The sequence below is a fragment of the Elusimicrobiota bacterium genome (assembly GCA_026388075.1).
In the GTDB taxonomy this organism is placed as follows: domain Bacteria; phylum Elusimicrobiota; class Endomicrobiia; order Endomicrobiales; family JAPLKN01; genus JAPLKN01.
Genome location: JAPLKN010000088.1, coordinates 1 through 13,918, shown reverse-complemented (window position 1 = coordinate 13,918; position 13,918 = coordinate 1). Strand labels below are relative to the sequence as shown.

The 13,918-nt window shown below is 34.9% G+C and carries 11 protein-coding genes; all 11 read left to right on the top strand.

The genetic code is table 11. The features are described from left to right. Positions 1 to 1,057, top strand: a 1,057-nt coding sequence (locus tag NT145_04945; protein ID MCX5782034.1) for an O-antigen ligase family protein, incomplete at its 5' end; no start/stop codon positions are given. Further along, the gene (locus NT145_04940; protein MCX5782033.1) at positions 1,054 to 2,961 is read left to right on the top strand and encodes a YfhO family protein; all 1,908 of its coding nucleotides are present in this window, start codon (positions 1,054 to 1,056) and stop codon (positions 2,959 to 2,961) included. The genes NT145_04945 and NT145_04940, both read left to right, overlap by 4 nt. Before the next feature lie 14 nt (positions 2,962 to 2,975). Beyond that, on the top strand, positions 2,976 to 5,054 hold the full coding sequence (locus tag NT145_04935) for a hypothetical protein (protein ID MCX5782032.1): 2,079 nt from the start codon (positions 2,976 to 2,978) through the stop codon (positions 5,052 to 5,054). Positions 5,055 to 5,115: 61 nt separating this feature from the next. Next, entirely contained in the window at positions 5,116 to 5,631 is a 516-nt protein-coding gene (locus tag NT145_04930) for a hypothetical protein (GenBank protein ID MCX5782031.1), read from the top strand. 82 nt (positions 5,632 to 5,713) lie between these two features. Continuing rightward, positions 5,714 to 7,066 carry a hypothetical protein gene (locus NT145_04925; protein MCX5782030.1) on the top strand — a complete coding sequence of 451 codons (1,353 nt, stop codon included), beginning with the start codon at positions 5,714 to 5,716 and terminating at the stop codon, positions 7,064 to 7,066. Between the two features lie 7 nt (positions 7,067 to 7,073). Further along, positions 7,074 to 9,242, top strand: a complete 2,169-nt coding sequence (locus NT145_04920; GenBank protein MCX5782029.1) for a glycoside hydrolase family 57 protein — start codon at positions 7,074 to 7,076, stop codon at positions 9,240 to 9,242. Positions 9,243 to 9,400: 158 nt separating this feature from the next. Continuing rightward, entirely contained in the window at positions 9,401 to 9,688 is a 288-nt protein-coding gene (locus tag NT145_04915; GenBank protein MCX5782028.1) for a DUF1805 domain-containing protein, read from the top strand. A gap of 647 nt (positions 9,689 to 10,335) precedes the next feature. Further along, entirely contained in the window at positions 10,336 to 10,854 is a 519-nt protein-coding gene (gene nusB, locus NT145_04910; protein MCX5782027.1) for a transcription antitermination factor NusB, read from the top strand. A gap of 37 nt (positions 10,855 to 10,891) precedes the next feature. Next, the gene (gene ligA / locus NT145_04905) at positions 10,892 to 12,910 is read left to right on the top strand and encodes an NAD-dependent DNA ligase LigA (GenBank protein ID MCX5782026.1); all 2,019 of its coding nucleotides are present in this window, start codon (positions 10,892 to 10,894) and stop codon (positions 12,908 to 12,910) included. Between the two features lie 22 nt (positions 12,911 to 12,932). Continuing rightward, positions 12,933 to 13,574, top strand: a complete 642-nt coding sequence (locus NT145_04900) for a transposase (protein MCX5782025.1) — start codon at positions 12,933 to 12,935, stop codon at positions 13,572 to 13,574. A 21-nt stretch (positions 13,575 to 13,595) separates the two neighbouring features. Next, positions 13,596 to 13,918: DUF362 domain-containing protein (locus tag NT145_04895; GenBank protein ID MCX5782024.1), on the top strand; the 323-nt coding region annotated here is incomplete at its 3' end.

Sequence of the window (13,918 nt, the reverse complement as noted above, 5' to 3'; positions counted from 1 at the left end):
GGTGCTTTTTAAATTATTAACTTTAATCATTTTCCTTGGGATATTTCTGACAAAATCAAGAACTGCGATTTTTGTATCAACAGTGTTCGGCGGATATTATTTCTACAATTATATTAAGAACAGTTCAAAAGTGCTAAAAATATTAATGATATTTTTAATTTTGGCTTTATTTTATATTACAAGCTTAAAATGTAATGTTGGAACATATTTTTTTGACAGAATTATATGGTGGAAAGCAGCCTGGAAAATGTTCTTAGATAATCCCTTTAAAGGTGTAGGATGGGGGAATTTTGAAAATTTTTATCTTTACTTAAGGCCTGCTTTATCCGTGAACTCAATATATGCGCATAACATATTTCTTCAGATACTTGCTGAAACAGGATTATTCGGATTTCTCTCATTTTCGATGTTGGGGTATTTTTATTTAGCTAAAATAAAAGCTACCAAAGAAAACATATTTCCAACAAGAGAGATAATTATCGTCTGCTTAACAGGTTTTTTAGCATTTAACTTGCTTGACTATAGTTTTTATATTCCGGCGCACATGATGCTTTTCTGGGTAGTTCTGGGCGCAGGATTTAAAAGCGAGTCTTATAAAAGAGAAAAACCATTTTTAAATCCATTGATATTAGTGTTTTTAATTTGTTTAATATCTTTCCCAATAATATCCTTTTTTTCTGCAAGCATACATTATCAAAGAGGCTCATTAAATTTAGCAAATAATAATTTCTCCGGGGCAAAACAAGAATTTGAAAGAGCGATAAAATATGATTCTTATCCGTCTATTTATTTTTCAAAAAGCGCGCAATTATATTTTAAATTATATTCTCAAAATAAAGACGGCCAAAATCTTAATGCAGCGATATTCTTTCAGAATCAGGCCATAAAGCGCAACAAATTAAATTCAGTTTATTGGTCCGACCTTTCTTGGCTGTACTGGACTAAAGGCGATATGGGGAAATCTGTAGAAGCTATCAAAAAAGCCGTTGAATACGATAAATTAAATCCTCATTATCAACTAACATTGAAGAAGTTTATCGGAAATTCAAAAAAATGATTAATTATTCACTTAAAAAGATATTTAATCCCATAATATTTTTTGCCCTTATTGTAACTGTATTTTTCTTTGATATTATTTTTCTCGGAAAAACTTATTTTTTAAGAGATTTGACTTTCATTTTTCATCCTTGGAAAATGTTTGTAACTCAATATATTCAAATTGGTAAAATGCCTCTTTGGAACCATTATGCTTTTTGCGGGATGCCTCATCTTGCTAACTGGCAGTCTGCAGTATTTTATCCTTTTTCAATGTTTTTCAGTTTTTTTAACTTTGTCATTGCTCTGAAACTTTACTTTATTGTAAACATGTTTATAGGCGGAATGTTTGTATATCTTTTCTCTCGCCAAAACAAGCTAACTAAATGGCAATCTATAGCAACGGCAATACTGTTCTCGTTAAATGGCTACATGATAACAAAAATTGAGTTCCTGAGTTATTTTGGGGCGAATATTTGGATTTTTGCGCTGCTTCTTTTCAGAAAAAACCCTATTATCCTTGGATTAGCCATTTCATTTGCTTTCTTTGCCGGCCATCAAATATTCTTCTGCATTTTGATGATTCTTATTTTTTATTTTTTCATGGATTTTAATGTTATTAAAACAAAATCTATTTTAAAAAACTTGATTTTGGCTGGATTTATTTCACTCGGGATAGTCGCATGCCAAATATTGCCGACCATAGAATTAGCAAAATATTCAGAAAGGGCAGCGAAAGGGATAGAGCCGATTATTGCTATGTTTTATTCTCTTAAATATTCAGATCTTTTTAATTTTTTGTCTCCCTATTTGAGCTTGGATAAGAATGCTTTTTATATCGGAGAAAAATTTGGCTGGACCAAATCTTTTTATGTAGGATTTATTGTATTTGCTTTTATTTTATGGAAAACCTTAACTTTGCCTTTGAATAGGACTAAAGTATTAGGTTTTTTTCTTTTAGTTATGGGAATTTTATTTTCATTGGGTGATTCCACTCCAATATATCCTTGGTTTTACAAACACTTTTTTAGTTTTATAGTGATTAGATATCCTTTTAAACTCATGATTTTTTCAATTGTTGGAATAATACTGCTTTTTCAGGAAAGTCTTAAAAATTTTCGTCCTGCGCCTTTGTTAGTTTTACTTTTTACAGTTGAATTGCTTGTGATTCCTTGGAATTTCCAACCCAAAATAAACGATTCTTATTTTTCCATAAAACCGGATACTGTTGGTTTTTTTGAAAAAAATCTAAAATATTCCAGATTTATATTAAGTCCGGGCACTGAAACTGGCCGCTCTTTAAAAGCAAAAAATCTTATGGAAGGTTGGCAAAAGGCAAGGAGCTTTTTATACGGTCTGGTATGCCTGCCTTATCATATCCCCTATGCATACGGCATTGGAGAGCCCCTGGCTCCTTCGTTAATTTCCGGTTTAGTAAATGCGGCTTATACGCAAAAGAATCCGCGGGAAGCTATTCCTTTTTACAAAAAACTGGGAGTCAAATATTTAATATGTAAGAATAAACTTAATAATGATTCCGGCTATAAGCTGGAACCTTTTACATCATTAAATATATACAGCATTAAAGATGTTCCGGAAAATACACTTTTTACGCCTGAAACGAAAGTAAGAAATATTTCAATATCTTTTGGAAAAATACTGGCAGTTATTAATTCAGATAAAAAAACAGAGATAACTTTTAATGAAACCTACCTTCCCGGATGGAAAACATATATAAATAAAAAAAGCGTTCCTACTTATTCCTCAAACGAAGGTTTCCGGAAATTTGAAATTGTAGAAGGGGAAAATAGGATATGGCAGATATATATGCCGGGCTCTTATAAAATCGGATTAATAATATCAATTATTTTTATATGCGGCATTCTTATATTTAGCATGATTAAACTGAATAAAAAAATTCAATAAAAAAATATAATTTTATGACTAAACTAAAAGTATTTTTGTTTATACTTGCGGGCCTTCTGATAATATTTTTTTCACCGTTAATTTTTACATTCAATAAAATAATTGGAAATTATGAGGATATTTATCTTCATTACTATCCTTTAAAGCATCTTGTTTCTCAAGAGATTATTTCCGGGAAAATTCCGCTTTGGAATCCCTACATTTTTGCCGGCCAGCCCATTCTAGCAAACCCTCAAAGCGCAATATTTTATCCTTTAAATATAATTTTCTACATTTTACCTTTGCATCTCGCTTTCAATTATTCCGCCGTAATACATTTCTTTTTAGGGGGATTATTTTTTTATCTTCTTCTTTCAAATTTGAGATATTGCCGCAGCGCGTCATTGATGGGCAGTATTGCATATACCTTTTCGTCATTTCTTGTTTATAAACTCCCTGCTGGACATTTCATAGCTTTAACAGGCTATGTCTGGTTGCCGTTGATAATTCTTTTTCTAAATAAGATTTCTGAAAATAATAATAATAATATAGGCTGGATTTTTGCCCTGGGAGCCTCAATTGCCTGCCAGTTTTTATCGGGGCATATTTTCCCGGTTTATATTTCTTTATTTTTTATATTAGTGCATTTTGCCTACAAAAAATTTGTTTATTGGAAAAATCTCCTTTTTTCTGGAATTATTTCTTTTTTGATTATTAGCATTCAACTGATTCCAACTGTTGAGCTTTCTCAAGTGGTAGAAACCGCAAATTGGCCGATTCTTGTAAAAAATTATTCTCTTCCATTAAAAAATCTCATAAGTATTGTCTTGCCGAACTTTTTCGGGAATATCCGGGATCATACTTATATTTTTCAAGAAAGCCCGTCATATTTTATTGAGAAAAACTGCCTTTATTTTGGTTTATTGCCTTTATTTTTTGCCGGACTAGGGTTCTATTTATCAATAATTAGAAAGAAATATTTCTATCCGGTATTATTTTTAATAGGTATTGTTTTAGCATTAGGATTTAACACTTTTATTTATAATTTAATGTATTCATTAATGCCGGGAATTGGATTTCTAAGAGTCCCGGCAAGATTTTTTTATTTGAGTCTAATAGCTCTAATTATTTTATCAAGTTATTCTTGGCATAATTATGCCAAGAAAATAAATGTAAAATTGAAAATATTTCTGATAATTTTTACTGTTGTTAATCTCTTTGTTTGGGGAGAAAAATTTATTTATTCCGAAGATATCAGGCCTTTTTTGAAAAAGTCCGATATAGCTAGCTATATCAGTCCGTTATATAGAATAATAACTGAACCTGAAAAATATTCGGCAAATAAGTCTATGATGTACAGAAATTTTAATTTAAATGGATTTGAAGCAGTATTTTTGAAAGATTTTACCCAATATATTGGACTTCAGGAAAAATATGTCTTAACGACTACAGGGCTTGCGCGCTGGGATTTAAATTCTCCGTTATCAAAAGGGTTCTCTTTAGGATATCTAGTTTCTTCTCAAAAAGCAGCTAATCTAAAGTTTTTAGGAGAAATTTCAAAAAATACTTTTTTATATGCTTTAGAAAAACCTCTTCCTAAGGTTTTTATTGCTGAGAAATATGTCTATATACCTGATAGCGAGCCCTATGAACAGATCGGGTACTTAAAAACGCTTAAGTTCTCGCCTGATAAAGAAATTCTTTTAGGAACTGAGCTTAAAAAAAATCCGTGGATAAGCGGGAAAGGCACGGTGATTTCATATCTATGCGGCACGTCAAAAATAGAAAGCGAAATATCCTTGAGTTCTGATTCAATTGTTGTTTTCAGTGAAATGTTTTATTCCGGATGGAAAGCCGCTTATGGAAAAACAAAACTTCAGCTTCTAAGAGGAAACAAAATATTCAGAGTTCTTGTTCTGCCTAAAGGCAGCTATATTGGGAAAAATAAGATTATTCTATATTTTCAATCCCAGTCCTTTATTTTTGGCCTTTATATTACTCTTGCTTTTATATTGTCAATTTTAACTTATTTAGTTTTAATAAGAAAATACTCAAAAAAGATCTTTCTTAATCGCATTTTATTTAAGTTTTTAAAGCAGAAACTAATTAGTTGACATAAAAAAAATATATTGATAAAATTAACCTGTAGTTAATATATTAAAAGGAGGATTTAGAATGAGAAAATTGGTTGCTGTTTTTCTTATGCTTACGCTTATTGCTCCGCTATCCTTTGCTAAAATGGGCAAAGCGAAAAAGTCGCAAGCTGAACAGATGTATGGTTTGGGTTTCAACACACAGACCGGCATCTCGGCAGTTTCTTTGCGTTATTGGAAAAAAGGCGAAATTGGTTTTGAAGGCATGCTGGGATACTACAGCTATGATAATTCAACCAATGGTTCACTCGTCGGTGGAAAACTCTTAATGCCGATTAAAGATGAAAAAAACTTGACATGTTATTGGTTTGGAATGCTTGGACTTCGCAATCAATCTGTTGCAGGCGCATCAGCTTCAGGAACTTTTATCGGAGCCGGTGTAGGTGTTGAATTTTTCTTTGAAGAACTGCCTAACCTAGGCTTTGGCGCTGAAATAGGGCTTGCTAATACCGGCGGAGATGCTTATACCGGTACAAAAGGAACAGCATTGTTTTCAGGCTCAATTGATAGCGTAGGTATTCGGTATTATTTTAAATAATTAATAATTACCAAAAATTTTAGATACGCGCAAAGGCAGCTTTATTAGCTTAAAGCTTTTGCGCGTATTTGCTTAAACCCTGATGACAAAAAAATTTAGCCTGCCTATTATTTTGTTTTTGTTAAGTATTTCTATACCTGCTTTTGGTTCAATTTTAAGCGTAGAAACCGATTATAGACTCCGCGGTATCAGTTACAGCAGTACTGAGATTTTCGCAACCACATCAACTAATACTTCGCTGTCATATTACAGTCAAAGATTAATGATTTCTCTTCGCGGCAATTTTGATCAAAATATTGAGATAGGCTCTAAGCTAACCTCTTTAGGAATTGTCAGCACAACAAACACCGTATTTCTTGTTCCTTATCCAAAAACTGATTTTACTCCATATGTTGAAAATGCGTACGTTAAATTTAAAAATTTGGGAGAAAAACCGGTTGATTTAATAATCGGCAAACAAAGCCTCTGTTATGGTACAGGGCTCATCGTTTGTGATAACGGAACAGGATTCAATACAATACGCCTAACAGGCCATTGCGATCTTGCCTTACCTTTTTTTAAGTCAACTATTTTGCCGATAAACGCTGAATATTTTACCGCTAAAGTTCAGGAAACCCTTAATTTAAGTTCGGATGCGGATGTTTACGGGGGATTACTGAAACTTGAAATAAACAAAAATTTATGGGAATTCGGCTATTTCGGGGAAGATGATTTTTCCGGCACGCAATACGTTCGCGGTTCAAACATATACAACACAAAAGCCATTGTTAAACGTTTCCTTGATCTCCGTATCGGTAAAAAAGAAGATATATCAGAATACCAGATAGAGATAGCTAAACAAACGGGTTATGTTACAAGGACTGACGGTGTTGCAATTAATTTTGACGGTATGGGGTATTTGTTTTACGGAAAATTAGTAAACGAAAAAACAAGATTGGGAAAAGTTGCTGCAAGGGCTTTAATTTCGTATGCTTCAGGTAATGACGATCCTTACTCTTTTTCTGATGATAAATCCTTTTCGCCGACTTATACAAAAAGATATGACGGGATGGAAAGAGGCGGTTACGGGATGATTTTCGGGGCAAGTCCGGTTGAGTCTTTTTTTAATATTCCTATAGGATATTCCGGCATAAATACTTTAAATATAGGGACAGACATTTCTCCGATATATAATTGGACATTTTGCCTTGATTATTTCCTTTTTTCTGCTTCACAGGCTCCGAAGGGATCTCCGGAAGCATCGGGTTTTGAAAAATTTTACGGGGCTAACTTTTCTTTAGGTTCTGAAGTAGACTTGTCTTTAAAATTCATTCATTCTAAATATTCTGATATAGGTTTTGCATATTCCATCTATTCTCCTCCGCAGGCGTCAGCTTATTGGCCAAATCCGAAAACCGTAAATTCTCTCCGATTTGAAGCATCCGCAAGATTTTAATCAAACAATGAAAAAAATTCATCTAGCTTTTCTATGGCATCAACATCAGCCGGTATACAAAAATCCTTCAACAGGGATTTATGAGCTTCCCTGGGTGCGTCTTCATGCAACAAAAGATTATTATGATATGGCGGAAATTCTTGAAAAATTTCCAAAAATTAAAGCTAATTTTAATCTGGTGCCGTCGTTACTGGTTCAGCTTGAAGACTATGCAAGAGGAACAGCCCATGATAAATACCTTGATCTAACCCTTAAAGATGCCGCTGAAATTACGGAAGACGAAAAAATTTTCATACTTCACAATTTTTTTATGGCAAACTGGGAAACTATGGTTTTTCCTCATAACCGTTATCATCAGCTTCTTGAAAAAAGGGGGAGGCAAACATCTCAAGAAGAACTGAAAAGAATATTGTCATATTTTACAATTATCGACATGCGCGACCTTCAGGTATGGTTTAATCTTGCTTGGATGGACCCTTACTGGAGAAAAGCTGATCCGTTAGTAAAATCGCTTTTTGACAAAGGCAGGGACTTTTCGGAACAAGAAAAAGATCTTTTAATCCAGAAACAAAGAGAGATTTGCGGAAAAATAGCTGAAAAACACAAAAGTTTGCAGGACAGAGGCCAGATAGAAATAACTACAACACCTTTTTATCACCCTATTTTACCGCTATTGTGCGATACAAATAAAGGAATTGAATCCTTTCCTGGCATTAGTCTGCCTAAAAAAAGATTTCAGCATCCCGAAGATGCCAAAATACAGATACAAAAAGCCATAGATTACTACACAAAATGCTTTGGAAAATCCCCAAAAGGAATGTGGCCGTCGGAAGGGTCGGTTTCTGAAGACGTTGTAGCAATTTTTGCCGAGAGGGGTATCCAATGGATTGCTACTGATGAAGAAATCCTTTATAGAAGCCATCACGGCTTAAGAAAAGGAAAAGATATATTTAAACCTTATAAACTTGATATTTTAGGAAACAATTTAAATATAATTTTTAGGGACCACGGCCTTTCGGATTCAATCGGATTTATATATTCTAAAATGCAGCCAAAAGATGCTGTTAATGATTTTATTCATAAAATACACGCCATAAAAAATTCGTTCAAAGATTCTGAAGAAAATAATCTTATTTCAATAATTCTTGACGGTGAAAACTGCTGGGAATTTTACCAAAATGACGGGAATGATTTCCTAAATCTTTTGTATCAAACAATCAGCGATGATCCTGAAATTGAAACTGTTACTATAAGCGATTATATTGAAAAAAATCCTCCCAAAGATACCTTAAAAAAGCTCTGGCCGGGTTCCTGGATAAACGGGAACTTTAATATTTGGATAGGCCATAATGAAGATAATCTTGCATGGCAGTATCTTGAGGAGGCCAGGATTTTATTAACCAACTACGTAAAGGAACATCCTGAGAAAAAAGACTTTCCTGAAGTAAAACAAGCATGGGAAAATCTTTATATAGCTGAGGGATCAGATTGGACTTGGTGGTACGGCGACGATCATTTTTCGGGAAACGACCAGATATTTGATCTGCTCTTCAGGCAGTATTTGATTAATATTTATGAACTTTTGAACCATAAAGTTCCCGATTATTTAAAAAAAGCCATCAAAAAAATAACGCAGAGAGGGCCGGACATAGAACCTCTGGATTTCATAAAGCCTAAAATAGACGGATTGGTTACCAATTACTTTGAATGGCAGAATGCGGGCTTTTATGAAGTTGGTTATCACGGCGGGTCAATGCACCAGGTTGAAACGGTTATTAAATCTTTTCATTATGGATTTGATCTTGAAAATATTTACTTCAGATTTGATTTAAATATTCCTATAAACTCTAAATTGATTGAAGAATTATCGTTTCATGTTATTTTTATCGGTGCAATGAATACCGAAACAATCCTTTCATTCAATTCGGAAGGGAAAGTAAGTAATTTTACTTTAAAAAATATTTCTGAAACCGTCGTTTTGAACAAAGCCGCGGCTCAAAAAGTTATTGAGATGGCAATTCCCATTAAAAATATTATAGCTGAAAAAACCGGTTCTATTGAATTCGTTATAACAGTCCAAAAAAATGGATTTGAAATAGAAAGATGGCCTTACCAAAGTTCTGTAACTATGCCGGAACCCTCAGAAGATTTTTCACTCCATAAATGGTCAGTTTAAAGAAAAACGTTAGGAAAGTTAGAAAGTTAGAAGGTTTAAATGTTAAAAGTTGACAGTTCAAAAACTTTCATAACCTTCTAAACTTTAAAACATCTTTACTAGTTTGACAATCCTTTCAGTCATTTCTATAATAAAAAAATCAAAATACGGAGAGTTTAATGAAGATTAGCAGCATAAAAATTGGGAAGAAAAAGGCTCTGGGCATAGATATTCCTATGCCAAATGCAAAATTGATTCTTGCGCTTGGTAAAAAAGGATATTTAATGTGCGGCTATCTAAATCTTGAAACAGCGGAAAAATTGGGTGATTGCGCGGGAGTAATTAAAGGAGTAAAAAATTTGGAAGACCTTTTGAAAGGCAAAGTCGTACAATTAACTTCTAAAGCCAAAAAAATGGGAATAAAAGCCGGTATGACCGGGAAAAAAGCGCTTTCTAAATTAGTTTGAAATATTAAACTATTTTTAACCTGCCCCGTTAGAAACAGTTTAAAACTATTTATTTCTAAAACTACGAAAAGCTATATTCATCGTCTTATCATATTCCTTACTTTTTCTTAATGTTTGGCTGTTTCTAACGGGACCTGCAATTCCCCGCATCTTGATGCGGGGTAACCAATAACTTCTCCCTCGCTCGCGGTTCGACTATGCAATTCGACAGGCTCATTGTCCTGAGCAAAGTCGAAGGACTCACCGCCCTGAGTAAAATGGTTCAACAAGCTCACCATCCTGAGTGAAATCGAAGAGATCGAAGGGCAGGCTCGGCCCAAAGACCTACCCTTTGAAAAAGGGAGATTGTCAGCCCCCGCCCGCCGTCGGGCGCGGCAAGGCTGACCCGCCGTGTGCAGGGATCTCGCAAAAGTTATTTGAAGTTCATATTGTGCTCGACAAGTCCGCTCCTTCGACAGGCTCAGGATCGTTATCACAGACCGGGGGCGGTTTCGTGTCTGATGCAATTCTTCTAAGTTAATTCACTTCAAATAAAATCCTTTTTTTGCAAACCATTTCTAAAAAGAATATCTCAATCAAGTCTAAAGAATCCTTATTTTATATCTTTATAAATACTTAAAAATCTGATAAATAGGCAAAAAATCAGGTTGACAAATCCTGAAGATTCTATCATTGACAAAAAGATAGCAAAAATATACAATTTTAATTCGTTTTATAATTGGTTTTTGAACGTGAAGAAGAAAAAAATGGGCACAAGAAGACAGGGAAGAGAAGCAACCCTTCAAATGCTTTATCTGTGCGATACCTGCGGATTTTCAAGGGATGAAGTTATACCTTTTTCTCAGACTCTTGAAATCCAAAGTGTTTCAAGGGATTTTGCATTGGAGCTTTTTACGGGCGCATGGGATAAAAAAGAGCTTCTTGACAGCCTTATTACAAAGTGCGCGGAAAACTGGGATCTCGCAAGAATGGCTGTTGTTGACCGTAATATATTAAGAATGGCAGCATTTGAAATAATAGGCATGCCGGAAACCCCGATCAATGTAGTAATTGATGAAGCGGTTGAAATCGCCAAAAAATATTCCACATCTGATTCCAGCAAGTTTGTAAACGGCATATTGGACAAACTTAAGACCGAACGAAAAAAGACCGCCTTAAACACTTGATTTGGTTTTTTAGACTAAATCCGGGAGCAACTCCTTTATGGCAGATAATAAAATCCTTTATGAAATAGAGAAATTAAGAAAAGAAATCCGGCGATACGATTACCTGTACTATGTCTTAAACAAGCCGGAAATTGCCGATTACGAGTATGACCAGCTTTTGAAAAGGCTTGACCTGTTAGAAAAGCAGTATCCGGAATATCAAACGCCCGATTCGCCCACCCAAAGAGTAGGAGGGAAAGCTTCTCCTACATTCAATCCCGTAAAGCATTCAATCCCGATGCTTTCTTTGGACAATACTTACTCCGAGGAAGAGTTTAAAGATTGGTACGAGCGGGTTGAAAAGGGTTTGAATGGGGAATATCCGGAATTTGTGGTAGAGCTTAAGATAGACGGGGTTAGCGCGAACCTTATATACGAAAATGGGATACTCGTAACAGGTGCTACAAGAGGAGATGGAGAGACAGGAGAAGATATAACTCCGAATATTAAGACTATACGTTCAATCCCCTTAAGACTAATGATAGATAATCCTCCCTCATATCTGGAAGTCAGGGGGGAGGTATATATGGAAAAAAAAGGCTTCCTTGACCTTAACAAAAAGATGTCAGAAATAGGGGAACCCTTATTTGCTAATTCGCGAAATGCCGCGGCGGGATCATTAAGGCAGAAAAACCCTAAGATTACGGCAGAAAGGCCCCTCAAGTTCTTGGTCCACTCTCTAGGTAATATCAGCGGCAAAGAATTTGCAAATCATTGGGAATTCATGAAATTCTGCAACAAAATAGGGTTCATGACTGATCCAAATACAAGGGTGTCGCGTTCAATAAATGAAGTAATAAAACTTCATAGACTTATGGAAGAAAAAAGGGATACAATACCTTTTGAAATAGATGGAATCGTAGTTAAAGTAAATTCTATAAAACATCAAAAAATACTTGGATTTACAGCTAAAAGTCCTCGCTGGGCAGTTGCTTTTAAATTCAAAGCCCGTGAGGCAACCACCAGAGTAAATAATATCCGGGCGCAGATTGGAAGAACGGGCATAATTACTCCAGTTGCGGACCTTGAACCTGTGGAAATTTCAGGAGTTACTGTATCGCGCGCCACTTTACACAATTTTGATGAAATTAAGCGCCTTGATGTAATGATCGGGGATACTGTTTTGGTGGAGCGGGCAGGAGATGTAATACCAAAAGTAGTAAAGGTCATTGAAACTAAACGTTCCGGAAACGAAAAACCTTTTCCTGTGCCCACAGAATGCCCGGTTTGCCATAATCCAATCACAAAAGAAAAGGAAGAAGAAGTGGCTTACCGATGTATAAATCCTTCCTGTCCTGCCCAGATTGAAAAAGGGCTTTTTCATTTTGGCAAGCGCGCGGCAATGGATATAGTGGGACTGGGAGATGTTGTAATTGCACAGCTTGTAAGAAATAAAACCGTCAAGACATTTGCCGATATATATGCTTTAAAAAAGGACGATCTTTTTAAACTTGAGTTATTCAAGGACAAAAAAACCCAAAATTTACTGGATGCAGTTGAAAAAAGCAAGAAACAACCGCTGAGCAGATTGCTTTTTGCGTTCGGGATACGCCACGTAGGCGAAAAAGCCGCCTGGGTATTGGCTGAAAAATTCGGGAATATGGATAAATTGATACCTGCAACTTTTGAAGATTTAACGTCAATAAATGAAGTGGGGCCGATTATGGCTCAGTCTATCGTTGATTTTTTTTCTCAGGATTCCGTCAAAAAGCTTATTAAACAACTGAAAGATTGTGGTGTTAATATGGCTGAACCGAAAAAGGAGAAGAAATCCCAGCCTTTGGCAGGTAAAACCATAGTTTTGACGGGAGAGTTAAAAAGTTTTAGCCGCAACGATGCAGAAAAAAAGATAAGAGAGTTTGGCGGTAATCCCACATCTTCGGTCAGCAAGAAAACTGATTTTGTTGTTGCTGGTGAAGATCCGGGCTCAAAGTTTGAAAAAGCAAAAGGATTGGGCGTAAAAATAATAAGCGAATCAGAATTCCTTAAACTGATTAATAGCCGTACAACCTCGTAGGTTGAATGGCAGGAATTGATTAATGAGGAAAGATCCTCTAGTAAACAATGAACTTTATCATGTTTATACTCGAAGCATTGCCGAATTTAGAATTTTGGAGAATAAAAAGGATACTCAGCGTTTTATTGATACTCTACATTATTATCAAAACGAAAAACCTGAAAAAAGTTTTTCATGGTATTTACGCTCTGCTGTTCATGAAAACAACTTAGATGTCTTAAGCAAATTCAAATTAGTTGATATTATTGCTTTTTGTATTATGCCTACACATGTTCATTTTATTCTTAAACAACTAAAAAACAAAGGGATTTCTATTTTTATGTCAAATTTATTAAATAGTTATACGAGATACTTTAATAAAAAATTTAATAGAAAAGGTCCTCTGTGGGAGGGAAGATTTAAAAGTATTCTAATTAAGAGCAATGAATATCTACTTCATTTAACAAGATATATCCACTTAAACCCAGTCACGGCCAATTTGGTTAATAAGCCGGAAGAATGGAGAGAATCTTCTTATAGAGAATATCTTGGTCTTGCAGATAAAGAAATTACCAACTCCAAAAATATTCTGGAAATTAATATTTCTGACTACAGATATTTTGTTGAAGATAGAATTTCTTATCAAAAGGAATTAGGGAATATAAAGCATTTGTTATGTGATTAGCCGTTCAACCTACGAGGTTGTATGGCTGTTGAGAGGAAAATGGCAAGTCAGGTATATTTTCTTCCTTGGAAAAAAATAAAAGAATTTCCTGAATGGATTAAAACCACAGGGGCATTCAAACACATACAAGCCAGGGAATTCGTTGCGCTTAAGATACATTTCGGCGAGGAAGGAAATACCGGATTTATAAATCCGGAGTTTGTTAGGCCGATTGTAAAATATATAAAAGATCGTACAGGATTTCCTTTTTTGACTGATGCAAGCACCATTTACGTTGGAAAACGGGCTGACGCTTATCATCATCTTTCAATAGCTGATAAACACGGTTTTAATATCAAAAACTG

Coding starts and splice junctions, on each gene's coding strand:
- ligA (MCX5782026.1), top strand. CDS start 10,892: ATGGCAGATAATAAAATCCTTTATGAAATAGAGAAATTAAGAAAAGAA.
- NT145_04935 (MCX5782032.1), top strand. CDS start 2,976: ATGACTAAACTAAAAGTATTTTTGTTTATACTTGCGGGCCTTCTGATA.
- NT145_04925 (MCX5782030.1), top strand. CDS start 5,714: ATGACAAAAAAATTTAGCCTGCCTATTATTTTGTTTTTGTTAAGTATT.
- NT145_04930 (MCX5782031.1), top strand. CDS start 5,116: ATGAGAAAATTGGTTGCTGTTTTTCTTATGCTTACGCTTATTGCTCCG.
- NT145_04915 (MCX5782028.1), top strand. CDS start 9,401: ATGAAGATTAGCAGCATAAAAATTGGGAAGAAAAAGGCTCTGGGCATA.
- NT145_04920 (MCX5782029.1), top strand. CDS start 7,074: ATGAAAAAAATTCATCTAGCTTTTCTATGGCATCAACATCAGCCGGTA.
- NT145_04940 (MCX5782033.1), top strand. CDS start 1,054: ATGATTAATTATTCACTTAAAAAGATATTTAATCCCATAATATTTTTT.
- NT145_04900 (MCX5782025.1), top strand. CDS start 12,933: ATGAGGAAAGATCCTCTAGTAAACAATGAACTTTATCATGTTTATACT.